The organism is Promicromonospora sp. NPDC050262 (assembly GCF_040655935.1).
In the GTDB taxonomy this organism is placed as follows: domain Bacteria; phylum Actinomycetota; class Actinomycetes; order Actinomycetales; family Cellulomonadaceae; genus Promicromonospora.
The window spans coordinates 215,254-232,298 of the sequence record NZ_JBFAKX010000011.1; the positions used below are offsets into that span (position 1 = coordinate 215,254).

Below are 17,045 nucleotides of genomic sequence, written 5' to 3' on the forward strand. Positions count from 1 at the left end.
TGACGGTCAGGGCAGCGTGATGGTGCCGACCAGGCCGCCGTCGTGCTCGACCACCTCGAAGCCGATGCGCTCCAGCGACCGCCGCGCCCGCGCGCTCGCCACCGTGCGCGCCACCAGCCGCCGGGCGTCCATGGTCCGCGCCGCCGCGAGCGCCCAGTAGGCCACCTCACCAGAGATGCCGTGCCCGCGGTACGACTCGCCGAGCCAGAGTCCGACCTCGCGCGCGCCCGGGTCGCCGTCGACCAGGGCGAGACGAGCCGCCCCGACGATCCGGCCCCGGGCCTTGACCGCCCAGGTGACCTCGGGGACGGGAGCGGTCCGGCTGAGCCGGCACCGCCGGTGGTAGTCGCGGAACGCGCCCTTGCGCAGCTCGGTCCACGTGGTGCGCGCCTCGTGGGCGGACTCACCGGAGGCGGGCGGCATCACCTCGCCGGGCTGAGCCTCGGCCACGGCCAGGGCGAGCAGGTCTTCGAGCACGTCCTCGCCCACCGGAACGAGGTCAACCATCATCTGTGATGTCACGTCGCGGATGATAGTCCGATTTCGTAGCAACCGATGCTACTGAAATATTCAACCACTTCCGGTATGGACAAAGCGGGCATCTCGGAAAAGACTGAGGCCACCGTTCCTGGACCTGATCTTGAGGAGTGCTCGTGGAGACCGTGGTACTTGACCCCGCCGGCGGCGCCGTGCTCGAAGAGGCCGCTCGCCTGCGCGCGACGGGCCCGGTCGCACGCGTCGTGCTGCCCGGCGGTGTGGAGGCGTGGACGGTGACCGACGTGGCGCTGCTCCGCCCCATGCTGGTCGACCCGCGGATCTCCAAGGACTCCCATCAGCACTGGACCGCTCTCGCCGACGGCGAGATCACCCCGCAGTGGCCGCTGTACACGTGGGTCACGAGCAAGTCGATGTTCAACTCCTACGGGGACGAGCACCGCCGGCTGCGCAAGTCGGTGGCACGCGCCTTCACCGCGCGGCGCACCCGGGAGATGCGGCCGAAGGTCGAGGCGGCGACCGCCGCGACGCTCGACCGGCTCGCCGTGGCGGGCGCCGACGGCGGGGTGGTGGACCTGCGCGAGCTGTTCGCCTACCCAATCCCGATCGAGGTGATCTGCGACCTGATCGGGGTGCCCGCGGAGGTGCGCGGTGACATGCGCCGGTGCGCCGACACCCTGATGGACACGAGCACGACGGCGGCCGAGGCCCTGGCGACCCAGATCGAGCTGGGCAAGCTCATCGCGGGGCTGGTCCAGGCCAAGCGCGAGGCACCCGGCGAGGACCTGACCAGCACGGTCGCCGAGGCGCTCACGGACGATGAGGCGGTCTCGACCGTGCGGCTGATGCTGATCGCCGGCCACGAGACCACCGTGAACCTGCTGGCCTCGGCCACCCGCCTGCTGCTGACCCACCCCCGTGTGCTGGCCGCGGCCCGCGCGGGCGAGGTCTCCTGGTCGGCCGTGGTCGACGAGACCCTCCGGGTCGCGCCGCCGGTGGTCTACATCCCGCTGCGCTTCGCGGTCGAGGACCTGGAGCTCGGCGGCGTGCAGATCCGCAAGGGCGACCCGATCATCGCGGCGTTCGGCGCCCCGGGCCGGGACCCCGCCGTGCACCAGGAGCCCACGGTGTTCGACCCCGCGCGGGCGGACCGGACGCACCTCGCGTTCGGCGGCGGCGCCCACCACTGCCCCGGCGAGCCGCTGGCGCGGCTGGAGGCAGAGATCGCGCTCCCGGCGCTGTTCGAGCGCTTCCCCGACCTCCGGCTCGTCGAGCCGGACGGCGACCACGGGCAGGTGCCCGGCTTCGTGGCGAACGGCCCGGCCCGGCTGCCGGCGCGCCTGTCCTGACGCACGCCTGGCCTGACGGGCGGCCGGGCGTCGGACCTGACGCCTGGCCTGCCGTCACGCGTTGATGTCGCCGAACGCCGGGGCCCGCCGGTAGGTCACGGGCATCCGCTCGGGGTGCCGCACCCAGGGCGAGTGCGCCCAGGGCAGGCCCTCCTCCGGCACGTGCAGCTGCACGTCCATGTGCCGCAGGAGCTGGTCCACCGCGATGCGCGCGATCAGGCGGGCCTGACGCGGCGCCGGGCACGCGTGCGGTCCGGTGCCCCAGGACAGGTGGGCGCGGTTGCCCACCTCGTCCCACGGGTCGCTGGTGTGCACGGCCGGGTCGCCGTTCGCGGCGGCGATCGACAGGACCAGGGCGTCACCCTTGTTGATCAGCCGGCCGCCCAGCTCGACGTCGTTGCGCGCGAACCGCAGCGCCGGGGACTGCGCGATCGGGGACTGGCGCCACAGCACCTCGTCGAGGGCGTCGTCCAGCCCGACCCGGCCGCCGGTCACCCGGGAGGCGAGCTGCCGGTCGGACAGCCGCAGGTGCAGCGTCTGGGTGATCCACGCGGTGAGGAAGATCGCGGCGGCGTGCATCGGGACCACGGCCGTCGAGGCGATCTCGCCGTCGTGCGCGAAGTTCTGGTGGACCGCGAGGAAGGAGATCAGGTCCTGCCCGCCGTCCTGCCTGCGCTGCTGGATGTGCTGCAGGATCGTGCCCGCGACCCGGGCCTGCGCGGCGGCCACCTCGTCGCCGTCGGCCACCACCACCTTGGCGGAGTCGGCCATGAGCTGCGCGCCGGTCTCGAGGTCGAACCCGAGCAGCGTCGTCATCGCGAGGAAGCCCATGGGCTGACAGAACGCCCGGACCAGGTCGGTGGTGCCGCTCGGGCCCATCCGGTCGATGATCCGCCGGCACAGGTCGGTGATGCTGTCCCGGACCGTCCGCTCGTCGAGCGCCTCCAGGGCGTCGTCCAGCGGCTTGCGCAGCCGGCGGCGCTCCTCGCCGTCGTGGTGGAAGGACGACGGCCGAGGGTCGGCCGGCGCGAACGTCGCGATCGCCGTGCCGGGCGGCAGCAGGCCCTCGTAGTTCCACCGCCAGGTGCGCGGGTCCTTGGCGAAGGCGGCCTCGGAGCGCATCACGTGGCAGCTCTCCTGGTGGCCCATGACCAGCCACGCGGGCACCCCGGCCTCGATCTCGACCGGAGCGACGGCACCCCAGCGCGCCCGCAGCGCGTCGTACGCCGCCTGCGGGTCCGGGCTGCTGGTCAACGCCGTCAGGGACACCAGCCCCGTCAGACTCGTCAACGAGTCGGTCTCGTACCGAATTGTCCGCTGTGTCATGGCCGCCATCCGACCACAGGCACCGGCCGTCCGGAAGGTCCAGCCGGGTGCCCGCGCGGGTGGTTTTTCCTCCTGCCGAATCCGCCCCGGACGGTCCGCGCGTGCCGCTAGGCGGATCTGGCGTAGTCGACCCGACCCAGCCCGAGCCACGTCGCGAGGTGCTCGATCTCGGCGTGCACCGCGTCCATCGTGGCCCCGTCGAACGGCAGGTCCTCGTGCACCGCGAAGACGTTCAGCACGCCCTCCTTGCGGTCGGCCTTCGCGTCGAGCTTTCCCACGAACCGCTCGCCGTGCAGGATCGGCAGCGCGAAGTACCCCCAGCGCCGCTTCCCCTTCGGCTTGTACATCTCCAGCGTGTACTCGTAGCCGAACAGGTCGAGCAGCCGGGCGCGGTCGGCGGCGATCGCGTCGAACGGGGACAGCAGGGCGGTGCGCGGCTCGAACTCGTCGTCCACGTGGTCCAGCAGCTCCGGGTCCACCCGCCACTCGCCGTCGACGCCGTCGACCTCGACCACCTCGCCCGGCAGGTCGACCCACCACGCGCCGTCGCCCGAGCGGCCCTGCGCCCGCTTGCGCGCGATGCCCTCCGCGGCCAGCCTCCGGTCCACCCGCTCGCGCAGCGCGTCCGCGAGCGGCACCGCCTCGACCTGCGGATAGACCCGGCCGGCGAGATCCCACAGCCGCTGGCGGCCCTTGCGCCCCACCATCGCGAGCTTGCCCTGCATGTTCAGCGCCTCGAGCATCTCGGCCACGCTGCGCCGGCTGCTCCACCCCTCGGCACCCCAGGTGAACGGGACCCGGGCCGTGTCGGGCACGTCCTTGGCCAGCACCGGCCCCTCCGCCTCGACCAGCGCCAGCACCTCACGCTCGAACTCCGCGTTGTCGGCGAGCCACTGCCGCATGGTCTCGTTCTGCGGCCACTGCTCCATCTGTTCCAGGTACAGCGGCAGGTCGCCCATCGACCGCACGGTGCCGCGGAGCTGGAACAGCATGCGGTCCGTGATCGCGTCGTCGACCGCGCCCACCCAGTACTCGTTCCCGAGCCGCGACCAGGCGACGAGGTCCACGGCCGGGGCGACCGCCGACGTCGGGTCCACCGCGAGGAACGTGAGGTCTTCCACGAGGTGCACCAGGTCGACGGGCCGGTGGGCGTCGAGGAGCTGGGCGCGGAGCGCGATGCGGCGCGCCTGCTGCACGGTGAGCCGGTGGGTGGCCATGCCGCGAGGATACGGAAGCACACCGACAGCCACCCGCGCGCCCCGCTCAACCTTTCGCCGTGCCGAACCGTGAAGGAGACATGAGCATGCCAATGGTCGCGGGGCGCTCGAGCCCCGACCCGGTCCACGCCGCCGACGCCGCAGACGGCGGCGCCGCGGTCGACATCACGGTGGCGCGCGACAAGGAGGCCGAGTTCGCCTCCTTCATGGCGCGGTCCGCCCCCGCCCTCGCCCGCACCGCCTGGTTGCTGTGCGGGGACACGCACCAGGCCGAGGAGCTGGTGCAGCAGGCCCTGATGAAGACGTACCTGGCCTGGCCGAAGGCCCGTCAGGGCGAGCCGCTCGCCTATGCGCGGCGCGTGCTGGCGAACCTGCGGATCGACGGCTGGCGGCGCCGGCGCCGGGAGGTCCTCATGGCTTCCGACGCCGTGCCCGACCGGCCGGACGGCGCCGGGAACACCGCCGACCTGCACGCCGAGCGGGACCGCCTGGTCCGTGCGCTCCGGCTGCTCCCCACCAGGCAGCGCCGGATCGTCGTGCTCCGGCACCTCGAGGGCCTCCCCGAGCGTGAGGTCGCCGACGCGCTCGGCGTCACGGTCGGGACCGTGAAGTCCACCGCGTCCCGCGGCATCGTGCGCCTGCGCGAGATCTTGCAGGGCTTCGACGCGACCGATCGGCCCACCGACAACGAGAGGAGCGGGTCATGAACCCCGACGAGCAGTTCGCCGAGTCCCTGCGCGCCCAGGTCACCCGGGTCGCACCGAGGATCGACGTCGACGTCACGCGCGTCGTCCCCGCCGCACGACGGCGGCGGGCCGCCCGGGCGGGCGGCGTCACCCTGGCCCTCGGCCTGGCCCTCGGGGGCGGGGCCTGGGCGGCCACCACGCTGGAGCCCACCACGGTCGTGCCGGGAGGTTCGACGACGATGCCGGTCGAGCCGTCGCCGAGCCCGACCGGGCCACCCCTGACGTCGAGCGAGGGGGACCCCCTGCCCGAGACACCCAGCTACCCGGCCATGGAGCCCGTCATACCGCCGGACGGATGGCGGGAGGCGACGTATTTCCACGTCGTGACCCGGGGCACACCGAGCCAGACGGGCGGCGAGTCCGGGCCCGAGGCACCGCTGGGCAGCGACCTCGGCAGCGAGAGCTGGTACGGCGAGGGCGTGAGCTTCGAGCTGACCGCCGGCGGACCCGCGCTGATGGCCCTCGGCGACCACATCAACCTCGAGGGGCATCTCCTCAGCTACACGTGGGCGGACATGGCCGCGTTGCCGACCGAGCCGGAACCCCTGCACGAGGCCCTCGTGGACAACTACGACGACGCGGATGCGCCTGCCAGCTGGACCGAGGAAGCGGTGCGCGACGCCGCGGCACGCCTGGCCACCCAGGCACCGGCGGATCCGGAGCTGCGGTCCGCGGCGTGGGAGCTGCTCACGAGCCTGTCCGGCGTCGAGGTCGAGCAGGACGCCCGTGACTCGGAGGGCCGCCGAGGCACGGCGGCGACCTACCAGTACGCCGACGACGACAGGATGCGGACCGTGATCTACGACGAGCTGCGGAACCGACCACTCGAGACGCAGGACACGAAGCACGGTACGGACATCTACCTCACGACGGAGTTCACCGACCTCCCCGACGAGATCGCGGACGGCGTCATCGAGGTTCCCGACCTCACCGCGATGACCCGTGAGGACGCCGAGGTGGCCTGCCTGCAGAAGCACCTGGCATGCACCTTCGAGGAAGCTGCGTCCGACACTGTCCCCGAGGGGACAGTCATCTCGTCCGACCCCGCGGGGAGTGCGCTCGTCAGCTGGGGTGCCCCGGTCACGGTCGAGCTCTCCACCGGCCCCTGACCCGCCCCTCACCCGAAGGTCCCGCCACGGGCCCCGGGCTGCGCCGGATGCTCCCGAGCCCGGCGTAGCCTGGGGCCCGTGGCTCACGCCTATCGCGCCGGCGCCAGGATCGAGGCGCCCGCCGACGTCGTCTGGCAGATCCTGTCCGACGTCGAGCGCATGCCCGCGTGGACCACCGCCATGAGCCGCGTGACGCTGCTCGGCCCGGAGACGGCGCTCGTCGTGGGCTCCCGGGTCGAGATCGACCAGCCGGGTCTGCCGACCGCGACCTGGGAGGTGGACGGCCTCGCCGAGGGACAGGGCTTCTCCTGGTCGAGCAGCTCCACCCCCGGTGTCCGGACCGGGATCGCGCACCGGATCACGCCGCTGCGCGGCGTCGGGCCGGACGGCGGTGGCGGGCCGCACGGTGGCGGCGCGTGCGAGGTCACGACGGCCGTGGCCCGGAGCGGGATGCTGGCCGGGCTGACCGACCTGGCAGGGGGTCCGAGAGCCCGCGAGCTGGCCGACACCCTGCTGGCCGACCTCAAGGCCGAGGCGGAGCTCCGGGTGCGGGACAAGGGCTGACACGCCGCCGGAGAGCGGCGTGTCGCAACATTTCCCCCGCTGTTTCCTCATACCCGTCAGGACCGCATTTCGGCGTTAAAAACAACCCTTACGCTGGGAAAAGGCATCTGGTCGAAAAGTTACGCGCGTTTCGGACAGTCCGATACTTCACGACAACTGTTATCTGATCGAGACAAGGTCGATACCCGTATGTAGCGTCGGTTTCGCTGCGCCACCGGAGGCACAGCCGCGGGCCCCATTCCCCAGACCGGTACGGGCCCGCGCAACCGGCGACTGGAGAACTTCGGTGAGTACCACCGTCCGACGCGGTCGACACCGCGCCGATCACGCTCCTAGCACTCACTTCATGTCCGTGACACGCACCGCAGCACGTTCCGGCGCAGTGATCGCGGCATCATCCGGACTTCTCGCCACGGCGTTCGCACCCAGCGCACACGCGATCGCGGGAGACGGTTCGAACCGACTGGCCAAGGACGTCGCGACGGCACCAGCGGTGCAGGTCGCGAACGACGCGAGGCTCAACATCGAGAGCAAGGCCGTCAAGGTCACCCCCGCTCCCGAGCCCGAGCCGGAGCCGGTCGTGGAGACCACCACAGAGCAGGTGACCGCGACAACCGCGGCCGCCGAAGCCGAGCCGGCCACCCCGGACTACGCGTCCGACGGTTCCATCGGAGCCCAGGCCGTCTCGATCGCGATGCAGTACATCGGCATCGCCTACGCGTACGGCGGCAGCTCGCCCGCCACCGGGTTCGACTGCTCGGGCCTGGTCAAGTACGTGTACGCGCAGCTCGGCGTCGAGCTGCCCCACTCGTCGTCGTCGATGGTGGCCACCGGGTACCAGGTGTCGTCGCCGATCCCGGGCGACATCGTGTGGACCCAGGGGCACGTGTCCCTCTACGCCGGCGGCGGCATGGTGGTCGAGGCCGCCAACTACGGAAGTCCTGTGCGCTACACCGAGCAGTGGCAGGACTACGCGGTCTACATCCGCCCGTACTGATCCGCACCGGCAACCCGTCAACAACCAGAGCGAAGGAGCACCGCGGCGCGCGCCGCGGTGCTCCTTCGCGCTCGTCCCGGCGGTCGCGACCGACGTCGGTACGCGAGCGGCGCCACTCCGCGAGCGGCGTCAGTACGCGACCGCCGCGGCCGCGTCGACGACGCCGTACCCGTACAGCGGCGTCCACAGCCCCGTGAGACCCAGCAGCGGGTCGTGAGCCGTGCGGAGGATGGCACTCTCCACGTCGTCGACCGAGCGCCCCTGCGCGAACAGGAGCGCCGCGACCCCGGCCACGTGCGGCGTCGCCATCGACGTGCCCGCGTAGGAGTCGTAGCTGCCGCCCGAGCAGGTGTCGGAACCCGTGCCCACGGGAACCGTCGACCAGACGTCGCCGTCGCAGCCGGTCAGCCCGCCCGACCCGCCGGGCGCCGAGACGCTCTTCAGGTCCAGCTTGACCGGCAGCTCCGAGTAGTAGGAGTGGAGCCCGGCCGAGTCGGTGGCCCCGACGCAGATCGCGACGCTGGTGAACGCCGGGTCGCTGCAGAGCGGGGTCGACGAGTTGCCGGCCGCCGCCACCGTGAGCACACCGCGCTCACGCGCGTACGCGATGGCATCCCGCATCAGGGTGTCGACGCCGATGATCGTCAGCAGCTGCCCACCCAGGCCGGAGCCCAGGGAGAGGTTGATGACGTCGGCACCGTGGTCGGCCGCCCAGCGGATGCCGTCCGCGATGTCCTGCGACGAGCCCGACCCGGCCTCGAGCACCTTGACCGGGAGGATCCTGGCGTCCGGCGCCACGCCCGCGACGCCGATGCCGTTGTCCGTCGCGGCAGCGACGATGCCTGCCACGTGCGTCCCGTGCTCGTCGCCGTCGTTGGTGCCGTCGGGCCCCCTGAAGTCCCCTTCGCCGCACGGACGGACGTCCGCGCAGCCCGTGAAGGTGGCGCCCGGCAGGAGCTGCCCCGCCAGGTCGGGCTGGTCGAAGTCGACTCCTGTGTCGACCACGGCCACCACCACGCCCTCGCCGGTGCTGGCCGGCCAGGCCGCCTCGGCGTTGATCTGGTCCAGGCCCCACTGCCTGTCCCGGAGGGGATCGCTGGTCGCGGCCTGCGCGCCCGGCGCGACCGCGACCAGCGTCGCCACGACGAGCGCCGCGGAGGTGGCGGCGCCGACAAGTGACTTCCTGTTCATATATGCCCCCATTATTCGCACAGGGGCTGATTACCCCTGAACTGGGGCAAACCTAGGACGACCGAGTCGACGCCGAACAGGCCTCACGCCCGGTTGGGGGTGAAATTTACACAATCGCAATCAGTAAGGGCGCGGGATGTCAGGCCCAGGCCTCGGAGAGCTCGCTCTCGTCATCGGCTTCCCTGGACAGCCGGAGCGCGGCGATGGCCGCACCGAGCAGCAGGGCGACCACCCAGGCCCCGAGCTGGTGCCCGTCGGGAACGATCGCGGCGGAGGCGATCTTGCCCGCGGCGAGGGCCACGGCGGACATCGGGTCCTCGGTGAGCGCCGAGCCCGGCCAGATGTTCTCCTGCACCGCCAGCAGGGCGGGTCCGGCCGCCTGCAGCACCCACACGGCGCCGGCGGCGGGCAGCCAGCCGAGCAGCTCCATCGGCTTGCTGTCCACGGTGAGGCCGAACGCGATACCGAGCGCCAGGGCGAGCACCCACCACGTGCCCGTCGGGGACACCGCGTTGCCGGGCACGAAGCCCCAGAACCAGCCGTCGAGGAGCACCACCGGCAGGGCGAGGGCGACACCGCGCAGAGCGGCCGGCCCGAGGCCCGCCAGGAGCCCGGCCGCGAGGCCGACGATCCCGGCGGCGCAGGTCACCACGAGCATGCCGAGCGGCATGGCGTCACCCGGGACCGTCTCGCGGGCCGCGAGCCACCAGGAGGCGCCACCTGCTCCGGCCATCGCGAGCAGGGTGCCGCCGATCGCGGCGGCGGCGCCCGCCCCGGCCGAGGCGGCAAGGCGGGCGGTGGTCCCGGCGAGCACGCCACCGAGCAGCGCCATGACGACGAGGCCGACCACCGCACCGTCGGCCGTGAAGGGCAGCGGCAGGATGCCCGCCTGGGCGGCGTCAGAAGCGTCCGCGATGCCGGTGACCTGGTACGACAGCTGCGCGAGCCAGGGCAGGAATCCGCAGATCCACCAGACGATCGCACTGATGGGAAACACCCACCAGGCGGAGATACGGGAGTGCGATTCGCCCATGCCGCCGAACGGTAGCGGATGTGTGATGTCGGTCATAACCCCTGAAGCCCGGAACGGCGCAAATCTGCGCCTTCGTTGGGTCAGACCGTAATGCGTAACCCGATCGTGACTTTTTCCGTGAACGTGTGTACTTTGACTTCTGCTCCACCGCACGGTGGAGTCGCGAGCCGGACGCCGAGTCCTGTCACCGGTTCGTGACCAGACGTTCAAGACAGGAGCGGGGGACCCATTCCCGGGCGACAGCAGGATCGTCGTCCTCGGGGTGAAGCCGGACGGAAACCCCCCAGTAGCCGTGCGGCCGGGTTGTACTCCTACCCGAACCCGACAGCTGACCTCGCAGGCGGTACAGGAGACATTAGGTGACGAACTCCCTCCGCGGACGGCATCGTGACAGCCGCCCGGCCCAGACACCGCTGACCATCCTCGCCCGTACCGCCACCGAGAACGCCGGCACAGTTGCCCGCCGCGGCGCGATCGCCGCAGCCGCCGGTGGCGTCCTGATCTCCACCATCGCGACGACGGCCCACGCGGCCCCGGCGATGGACCTGAAGACCGACGTCAAGACCGCGAAGCTCAACTCGGTCGACCTCAACTCACTCACCGCGGTGGCCAAGCAGTCCGTCGCCGCCGCCCCCACCGTGACCGTCCCGGCCGACGCGAAGATGCCGATCGAGATGGAAGCCCTGGGCACCTCCACGGGCGCCGACGGCGAGAAGGGCGAGGGCCCCGCCGTCGTCTCGGTCGACGCGCCGGACCCCGTGCCGGTCGGCCAGCAGGCCGTCAACATCGCCTTCAACTACCTGGGCATCACCTACGTGCTGGGCGGTAACTCGCCGTCGGAGGGCATGGACTGCTCGGGCCTGATCCAGTACGTGTACGCGCAGCTCGGCGTCTCCCTGCCGCACTCCTCGAGCGCGATGCTCAGCTCCGGTTACCAGGTCACGTACCCCGAGCCGGGCGACATCGTCTGGACGCCCGGCCACGTGGCCCTCTACGCCGGCAACGGCATGATCATCGAGGCCTGGGCCGCCGGCATGCCGGTCCGCTACACCGAGATGTGGCAGAACAGCCCGACCTTCATCCGGGTCGTCTGAGCCGGAGCCGCAGGCTCAGACGACAAAGAGGCAGAGCCTGAGCCGCTGGCCTGGACAGCCGCAACACCAGAGTCTCGCGAGGCGCCGCCTCCGCGCCGGGTATCCGGCAGCGGACGCGGCGCCTCTCGCGCACCCGGCCCCGGGGGGGGCTACTCCGGCCAGTCGCAGCTGTCCGCGATGAAGGCGAACAGGTCGGCGCGCGCCGAGTCCGGCATGGGCACGTAGATCACGTGCTGCGCCACCCCGTCGACGCTCGCCGACACGGGCAGGAACGTGCCGCGCTTGTCCTCGCCCACGGCGTGGGCGTCGCAGCGGGCGGGCACCACGGGCAGGGTGACGCTGCCGGAACGCTGCCCGTCGAGCGCGGAGCCGGTCCAGCCGGTCACTTCGCCGTCCGGGTCAGGGTTGTTCGTGATCGTGGTCCCGGCGATCCGGCCGATCGTGACCTCGGGCCCGCCGTCCACCGGATCGATCCGCAGCGTGACCAGGGCGGTCAGCTCGCCGTCGCGCGTCTCGACGGGGATGTCCGCGTCGACGGCGAGGCTCGCGCCCGCGGCTACCGCGGCCGTGGCACAGTCCACCGCGTGGTTCCGCGCGAGATGCCCGCCGGGATCGCCCACCTCCTCGACGACGACGTCGCTGGCCGGCCCGAGCTCGTCGAACTCGCCCAGGGCCAGCGTGATCGTCGCCGACGGCGCGGCGTCCGGCACCGGCTCCTCCGGCCCCGCCGGGAAGCCGGCGCACTCCGCCTCGCCCAGCTCGACGTAGACGTCCCGCGTGGTGCCGGGCCGCAGCGCCGGGGTGCGGTTCTCCTTGGTGGGGTGGGTGGGCCCGAAGCCGTCCGCGTCCAGGGCCCCCGACACCAACGTCATCGTCTCGTCCGAGTCGTTGGTGACCGCGAGGACGATCTCGCGGGCGGCGTACTGCGAGCGCCCTTGGTCCACCTGGACGCTGAGGTGGTCGGCGATGTCGTCGGGCACGGGCCCCAGGGTCGACGACGGCGTGGGCGCGCCCGAACATGCGACAGCGGCCGCCCCGACCAGCGACGTCAGGAGGACGACGAGGGCGGTGCGGCCGCGGGCCACAGCGGTCAGGCGGTCTTGCGCCGGCCGAAGATCGCCTGGGCGATCAGGATGACGATGATCGCGCCGATCACCGCGAAGAGCCAGGTCGACCAGGACCAGAACTCGCTGAAGCTGACGTTGAAGATGAGGCCGCCCAGCCAGCCGCCGAGCATGGCGCCGAGCACGCCGAGAAGCAAGGTGACCCAGAAACCGCCCGGCTGCTTGCCCGGGATGACGATGCGTGCGATGACACCGGCGATCAGTCCGAGGATGAGAAAGGCCCAGAAGCCCATGGCATTTTCCTCCAGTCGTGTGGCTTGCTTGTGCTCTACTCCAGCACTGATTTGGTTCAGTTGCCACCGGACCCGCCGATCAGTCCCATATCGGGACATTGCGCCCGGACAAGTCGGGGCACACCGCCGCGCTAAGGTTCGCCCGGGCAAGGGGCCCTGAGGCAATTCCGGGCCGTGGGCTCCGGGCACGCGAAAGTGGAGGAACACTCGATGAACCAGGAGATCGGCACACGGGCCGCACCGCGGACCGGACGAGAGCGACTGCGTGCCTTTCTCGACCAGAGGTGGGTCACCAACCTCGTGCTCGGGGTGATCCTGGCGAACGCCCTGGTCCTGGGCGCCGAGACCATGGTGCACGGCGAGGCGCTCGAGGTCCTGCGGAACATCGACCACGTCATGCTCGGCTTCTTCGTGCTGGAGCTGCTCCTGCGCCTGATCGCCTACGGCTGGCGCTTCTTCCGCGACCCGTGGAACGTGTTCGACCTGCTCGTGGTGGGCGTCGCCGTGCTCCCGGCCACCGAGTCCCTGTCCGCACTGCGCGCCCTGCGGGTGCTGCGCGTGCTGCGGGTCATCTCGGCGGTGCCCGCGCTGCGCCGCGTCGTCGACGGCCTGCTGCGGGCAGTGCCCGGGATGGGCGCCGTGGGCGCGCTGCTGGTGCTGGTCATGTACGTGTCGGCGGTCATCGCGACCGGCCTGTTCGGCACGACGTCCCCGGAGTACTTCGGCAGCCTGTGGACGTCCCTGTTCACGCTCTTCCAGGCCATGACGGGCGAGGCCTGGCCCGACATCGCGCGCTCGGTGATGGAGACCCATCCCGCCGCGTGGATCTTCTTCGTGCTGTACATCCTGGTGGTCAGCTTCGCCGTGCTGAACCTGTTCATCGCCGTCATCGTCAACGGCATGGAGGAGATCTCCGAGGAGGAGCGCAAGGACGACGAGCAGAAGGACGAGCGGCTCGACGCCCTGGCCGAGCAGAACCGCGAGATCCTCGTCGAGCTCCGCGCCCTGCGCGCGAAGCTCGACGAGAACGACGGCGCGGCCGCCTAACCGGGAGTCACGTCGGGTGTGACGTCGGGTCCGGTCACGACGTTGACCAGGTGCGGCGGGCGGACCACGACCCGCCGCACCGGCCGTCCGCCCACGGCACGCGTGACCGCCGGCCGGGCCAGCGCGGCTCGCTCCAGCTCGGCCGGCACGACGTCCGCCGGGACCGCCATCCGGTCCCGCACCCTGCCGTCCACCTGGACCACCGCCTCGGCCTCGGACACCACCAGGTACGCCGGGTCCACCTCGGGCCACGGCTGTGCCGCGACCGGCGTCGTACGCCCCAGCCGCTCCCACAGCTCCTGGGCGGTGAACGGAGCGAACAGGCTCAGCAGGACCGCGACGGCGGAGGTGGCCTCGCGGTAGATCGCCGTGCCGTCGTCCGCCCCGCGGTCGTCCACCTCTCCGGCCGGCGACGACGCCCGCCGCACCTCACCCACCAGCTGCATCAGGCGAGCGATCGCAACGTTGAACCGCCCGGCCTCGACCAGGGCGTCGACGTCGTGCACGGTCCGGTGCACCGCGCGGCGCAGGGCGTCAGACGCGCGGAAGCCCCGCCCGCCCGAACCCGGCCCGCCCGAACCTGGCGCGCCCGACTCGGACCCCGCCGGGGCCAGCCGCAGCACGCGAGCCAGGAACGTGCGCATCGCTTCGGGTGAGACGTCCGCCCAGTCGACGTCGTCCTCCGGTGGCCCGGAAAACAGCATCGCCAGCCGGACGGCGTCGACGCCGTGCCGGTCCAGCTCGGCCGCCAGGTCCACGCCGTTGCCCAGCGACTTGCTCATCGCGCGGCCGTGGTTGACCACCTGCCCCTGGTTCATCAGGCGGGCGTACGGCTCGGGCGACGGCACCAGGCCCAGGTCGTACAGCACCTTGGTGACGAACCGCGCGTACAGCAGGTGCATCGTCGCGTGCTCGACACCGCCCACGTACAGCGCGGCGGGCATCCAGCGGGCGGCGTCCTCGGGCCGGAACGGCCCGCCGTCGTACCCGGGCGACAGGTACCGCAGGAAGTACCAGGACGAGTCCACGAACGTGTCCATCGTGTCCGTGTCCCGCTCGGCCGGGCCGCCGCACCGCGGGCAGGTGGTCTCCACCCAGTCGCGGGCGGCGGCCAGGGGCGAGACGTCGCCCGGGGCCAGGCGGTCCCCCTCCAGGTGCGGCAGCTCGACGGGCAGCCGGTCGTCCGGCACCAGCACCTCCCCGCAGGCCGGGCAGTGCACCACCGGGATCGGGGCGCCCCAGTAGCGCTGCCGGGAGACCAGCCAGTCGTGCAGGCGGTAGGTCGTCGCTCCCTCCGGTCCCGCGGAGCGGCCGATCCAGTTGCGCTGCATCGTCAGGACGTGGGCGGGCCAGCCGGGCTCCAGCAGGGTCATGTCGTCCAGCAGCCGGTCCGCGTACGCGGTGATCCGGAAGAACCACTGCGTCAGGCTGCGCGCGACGACGGCGGTACCGCAGCGCTCGCACGCGCCGTCGACCACCTGCTCGTTCGCCAGGACCGTGCGGTCGTGCGGGCACCAGTTCACCTCCGCCTCGGCACGGTAGGCCAGACCCCGCTCGTGCAGGCGGGCGAACAGCCACTGCGTCCAGCGGTAGTAGCCCGGCTCGTGGGTGTGCAGCCGCCGCGACCAGTCGAACGAGACGCCGTAGCGCTCGATCGACGCCGCCTGGGTCGCGATGTTGGCCTCCGTGAACACGGCGGGGTGCTCGCCACGGCGGATCGCCGCGTTCTCGGCCGGCAGGCCGAACGAGTCCCAGCCCACCGGGTTCAGCACGTCGAAGCCCTTGGCGCGCCAGTACCGCGCCACGACGTCGGTGATCGCGAACACCTCGGCGTGACCCATGTGCAGGTCCCCCGAGGGGTACGGGAACATCGTCAGCAGGTAGCGGCGGGGCCGTGCGCCGTCGTCGGACGCCGCGAACGGGTGGGCCGCGGGCGGACCGTCGCCGGCAGGTTCGGGGGTGGTGCGCTGCTCGCTCATCGTTCTCGCTCTCCGGTGCGTCGATCGGGTCCGGGCACGAAAAAGCCCCTCGCAAGGAGGGGCGGCCGCACCGGTCGTGCCCGATCGAGGGCGAGTCCGGTGCGGCTACATAAGCAGCGAGCGTGCCGTGCGCATGCCTCCACCGTACGCGGGCCGGCCGAGCCGGGTAAAGGACGTTCGGCGTGCCCCGCCCACGGCGAGGGCCGCGCGGGGACACGAGCGCCGGTTCGGTCCGCCGCCAGCGAGGTCCGAGCCGGCGCTCGCGCCGGAGAGCGGGAGATCGTGGCTCGGCGTGCCCCCAGCGCACTCCGAACCACGGTCTCCCGCCCGACGCGCCGGAGCTCGGCCCGCCCCCAGCGAGGTCCGAACTTCGTCCGCGTCGCAGCTAGGACGCGGGCACGTCCCGGATGTCACAGCACTTTTTGATGCATTCACATGTGGCCTGGATCACAGGCCTACCGGATGAAAAGAGATCGTGCGCGCCGAACGGTGCCCTGGGCACCCATATCGGCCCCCGAGATCGGTCCGAACCGGACGTCACAGAACAATCCGAAGAAATTTCCAGAAGTGCTGTGACATCCGGGCAGCTCGCGCGTCTGGGCTGCATGGAACACACCGAGCACCCCGAACTCGTTCGTCTGGGCGCCCAGTACCTGCGCGCGTACGCGGAGGGCGATGCCGTCAACCTCTATCGCCTGGCCGACGCGTGGGGGGCGAGCGACCTGATCGCCGCCACCTGCGAGGTCGCGCTCGCGATCATCCACGCGACCGCCGGACCGCAGGGCCTCGACGCCGTATCGACCACGTTCGCGACCACCCGGAGGTGAGCACCTGATGGAGACGACCAGACCCGCGCCCGAGACCCCGCCCGGGGCCATGTCGGAGGCCGTGCCGGCCGCGCCCCCCAGCGGCGCCGCCACGCCGTCCGATCACGCCGGAAAGTTGCACAAACGTGCATCTGTGGTGCGATCATTGCCGAGCGAGTCGAAACCGGACACTATGCGCAGAGGGGAGCAGGTTCGCGTGACGACCACAGGTGACCTGCGGATTGACGACTGGGTGGTGCACCGGCCCAACGTCGTGCGCTCCGTCGCGGCACGCGTACCCGGCATCGACGCCGAGGAAGCGACCAGCCGCGCGCTGGAGAAGATGGTCCGCATCGTCTCGACCGGCGGCACCATCGACGACCCCGCCCCCTACTGGCGCAGGGCCGCGGTCAACGAAGCCATCTCCATGACCCGCGAGGCCGGCAGGACCCACGCCGTCGAGGACGACACCCTCGACGGCCTGACCCCACCCGCCGCCGGCGCCGAGCTCGACGCCGAACGCGAAGCCGACGTCTCCATGCTCCGCACCGCGCTGTCCGACCTCGCCGACGACGACCGCAAGATCCTCCTGGACCGCCACGTCCACGACATGGCCGTCACCGACATCGCCACCGACCTGGGCGTACGCCCCCACGCCGTGACCATGCGGCTACGCCGCGCCGAGGAACGCCTCGCCGGCGCCTTCGCCGCCGCCCACGCACAAACCGTCAACGA

17 protein-coding genes and 1 riboswitch are annotated in these 17,045 nt (G+C 71.9%); of the genes, 9 read left to right on the top strand and 8 right to left on the bottom strand.

The window, feature by feature from the left end:
- Positions 1-6: 6 nt before the first annotated feature.
- Positions 7-522: a GNAT family N-acetyltransferase gene (locus tag AB0I29_RS17990; RefSeq protein WP_285101684.1), complete on the bottom strand. Its 516-nt coding sequence runs from the start codon at positions 520-522 to the stop codon at positions 7-9.
- Positions 523-653: 131 nt separating this feature from the next.
- Here AB0I29_RS17990 and AB0I29_RS17995 point away from each other — a divergent pair, with 131 nt between their 5' ends.
- A complete protein-coding gene (locus AB0I29_RS17995) occupies positions 654-1,844 on the top strand; it encodes a cytochrome P450 (RefSeq protein ID WP_357483878.1) in 1,191 nt (396 codons plus the stop codon).
- A 54-nt stretch (positions 1,845-1,898) separates the two neighbouring features.
- Here AB0I29_RS17995 and AB0I29_RS18000 read toward each other — a convergent pair whose 3' ends face one another.
- Both AB0I29_RS18000 and AB0I29_RS18005 read right to left on the bottom strand, forming a co-directional pair.
- On the bottom strand, positions 1,899-3,170 hold the full coding sequence (locus AB0I29_RS18000; RefSeq protein ID WP_285101682.1) for a cytochrome P450: 1,272 nt from the start codon (positions 3,168-3,170) through the stop codon (positions 1,899-1,901).
- Positions 3,171-3,277: 107 nt separating this feature from the next.
- Positions 3,278-4,387 carry a crosslink repair DNA glycosylase YcaQ family protein gene (locus AB0I29_RS18005; protein WP_357483881.1) on the bottom strand — a complete coding sequence of 370 codons (1,110 nt, stop codon included), beginning with the start codon at positions 4,385-4,387 and terminating at the stop codon, positions 3,278-3,280.
- An 80-nt stretch (positions 4,388-4,467) separates the two neighbouring features.
- Between AB0I29_RS18005 and AB0I29_RS18010 the strand changes: the two genes are divergently transcribed.
- The 4 genes from AB0I29_RS18010 to AB0I29_RS18025 all read left to right on the top strand — a co-directional run bounded on the left by AB0I29_RS18010 (position 4,468) and on the right by AB0I29_RS18025 (position 7,803).
- Positions 4,468-5,094: a SigE family RNA polymerase sigma factor gene (locus AB0I29_RS18010; protein WP_357483884.1), complete on the top strand. Its 627-nt coding sequence runs from the start codon at positions 4,468-4,470 to the stop codon at positions 5,092-5,094.
- A complete protein-coding gene (locus AB0I29_RS18015; protein WP_357483887.1) occupies positions 5,091-6,242 on the top strand; it encodes a PASTA domain-containing protein in 1,152 nt (383 codons plus the stop codon). The genes AB0I29_RS18010 and AB0I29_RS18015 overlap by 4 nt, the downstream gene beginning before the upstream one ends.
- Positions 6,243-6,320: 78 nt before the next feature.
- Entirely contained in the window at positions 6,321-6,806 is a 486-nt protein-coding gene (locus AB0I29_RS18020; RefSeq protein WP_357483890.1) for an SRPBCC family protein, read from the top strand.
- Between the two features lie 346 nt (positions 6,807-7,152).
- The gene (locus tag AB0I29_RS18025; RefSeq protein WP_285101677.1) at positions 7,153-7,803 is read left to right on the top strand and encodes an NlpC/P60 family protein; all 651 of its coding nucleotides are present in this window, start codon (positions 7,153-7,155) and stop codon (positions 7,801-7,803) included.
- 129 nt (positions 7,804-7,932) lie between these two features.
- Here AB0I29_RS18025 and AB0I29_RS18030 read toward each other — a convergent pair whose 3' ends face one another.
- Positions 7,933-8,994, bottom strand: a complete 1,062-nt coding sequence (locus AB0I29_RS18030) for a S8 family serine peptidase (protein ID WP_357483893.1) — start codon at positions 8,992-8,994, stop codon at positions 7,933-7,935.
- A 139-nt stretch (positions 8,995-9,133) separates the two neighbouring features.
- Positions 9,134-10,027: a hypothetical protein gene (locus AB0I29_RS18035; protein WP_285101675.1), complete on the bottom strand. Its 894-nt coding sequence runs from the start codon at positions 10,025-10,027 to the stop codon at positions 9,134-9,136.
- Positions 10,028-10,189: 162 nt separating this feature from the next.
- Positions 10,190-10,385, top strand: a riboswitch (cyclic di-AMP (ydaO/yuaA leader).
- Position 10,386: 1 nt separating this feature from the next.
- Here AB0I29_RS18035 and AB0I29_RS18040 point away from each other — a divergent pair.
- Positions 10,387-11,121, top strand: a complete 735-nt coding sequence (locus tag AB0I29_RS18040; RefSeq protein ID WP_285101674.1) for a C40 family peptidase — start codon at positions 10,387-10,389, stop codon at positions 11,119-11,121.
- A 149-nt stretch (positions 11,122-11,270) separates the two neighbouring features.
- Here the strand turns inward: AB0I29_RS18040 and AB0I29_RS18045 are convergent, their stop codons facing one another.
- Together AB0I29_RS18045 and AB0I29_RS18050 are read right to left on the bottom strand one after the other, a co-directional pair.
- Positions 11,271-12,206, bottom strand: a complete 936-nt coding sequence (locus AB0I29_RS18045) for a hypothetical protein (RefSeq protein WP_357483898.1) — start codon at positions 12,204-12,206, stop codon at positions 11,271-11,273.
- A 5-nt stretch (positions 12,207-12,211) separates the two neighbouring features.
- Complete coding sequence (locus AB0I29_RS18050; RefSeq protein WP_357483901.1) at positions 12,212-12,478, bottom strand: GlsB/YeaQ/YmgE family stress response membrane protein; 267 nt, start codon at positions 12,476-12,478, stop codon at positions 12,212-12,214.
- A gap of 210 nt (positions 12,479-12,688) precedes the next feature.
- Here AB0I29_RS18050 and AB0I29_RS18055 point away from each other — a divergent pair, with 210 nt between their 5' ends.
- Positions 12,689-13,525: an ion transporter gene (locus AB0I29_RS18055; protein WP_357483904.1), complete on the top strand. Its 837-nt coding sequence runs from the start codon at positions 12,689-12,691 to the stop codon at positions 13,523-13,525.
- Here AB0I29_RS18055 and AB0I29_RS18060 read toward each other — a convergent pair.
- Positions 13,522-15,504: a leucine--tRNA ligase gene (locus AB0I29_RS18060; RefSeq protein WP_357483907.1), complete on the bottom strand. Its 1,983-nt coding sequence runs from the start codon at positions 15,502-15,504 to the stop codon at positions 13,522-13,524. The genes AB0I29_RS18055 and AB0I29_RS18060 overlap by 4 nt on opposite strands.
- A gap of 605 nt (positions 15,505-16,109) precedes the next feature.
- Between AB0I29_RS18060 and AB0I29_RS18065 the strand changes: the two genes are divergently transcribed.
- Together AB0I29_RS18065 and AB0I29_RS18070 are read left to right on the top strand one after the other, a co-directional pair.
- Positions 16,110-16,331, top strand: a complete 222-nt coding sequence (locus AB0I29_RS18065) for a hypothetical protein (protein WP_285101669.1) — start codon at positions 16,110-16,112, stop codon at positions 16,329-16,331.
- 196 nt (positions 16,332-16,527) lie between these two features.
- Positions 16,528-17,045, top strand: a 518-nt coding sequence (locus AB0I29_RS18070; protein ID WP_357483911.1) for a sigma-70 family RNA polymerase sigma factor, incomplete at its 3' end; no start/stop codon positions are given.

What these genes read in the sequence shown, in the direction of transcription:
- AB0I29_RS18050 (WP_357483901.1), bottom strand. Translation starts at nt 12,478, where the DNA reads ATGGGCTTCTGGGCCTTTCTCATCCTCGGACTGATCGCCGGTGTCATC.
- AB0I29_RS18000 (WP_285101682.1), bottom strand. Translation starts at nt 3,170, where the DNA reads ATGACACAGCGGACAATTCGGTACGAGACCGACTCGTTGACGAGTCTG.
- AB0I29_RS18060 (WP_357483907.1), bottom strand. Translation starts at nt 15,504, where the DNA reads ATGAGCGAGCAGCGCACCACCCCCGAACCTGCCGGCGACGGTCCGCCC.
- AB0I29_RS18055 (WP_357483904.1), top strand. Translation starts at nt 12,689, where the DNA reads ATGAACCAGGAGATCGGCACACGGGCCGCACCGCGGACCGGACGAGAG.
- AB0I29_RS18025 (WP_285101677.1), top strand. Translation starts at nt 7,153, where the DNA reads ATGTCCGTGACACGCACCGCAGCACGTTCCGGCGCAGTGATCGCGGCA.
- AB0I29_RS18035 (WP_285101675.1), bottom strand. Translation starts at nt 10,027, where the DNA reads ATGGGCGAATCGCACTCCCGTATCTCCGCCTGGTGGGTGTTTCCCATC.
- AB0I29_RS18030 (WP_357483893.1), bottom strand. Translation starts at nt 8,994, where the DNA reads ATGAACAGGAAGTCACTTGTCGGCGCCGCCACCTCCGCGGCGCTCGTC.
- AB0I29_RS18010 (WP_357483884.1), top strand. Translation starts at nt 4,468, where the DNA reads ATGAGCATGCCAATGGTCGCGGGGCGCTCGAGCCCCGACCCGGTCCAC.
- AB0I29_RS18015 (WP_357483887.1), top strand. Translation starts at nt 5,091, where the DNA reads ATGAACCCCGACGAGCAGTTCGCCGAGTCCCTGCGCGCCCAGGTCACC.
- AB0I29_RS18065 (WP_285101669.1), top strand. Translation starts at nt 16,110, where the DNA reads ATGGAACACACCGAGCACCCCGAACTCGTTCGTCTGGGCGCCCAGTAC.
- AB0I29_RS18005 (WP_357483881.1), bottom strand. Translation starts at nt 4,387, where the DNA reads ATGGCCACCCACCGGCTCACCGTGCAGCAGGCGCGCCGCATCGCGCTC.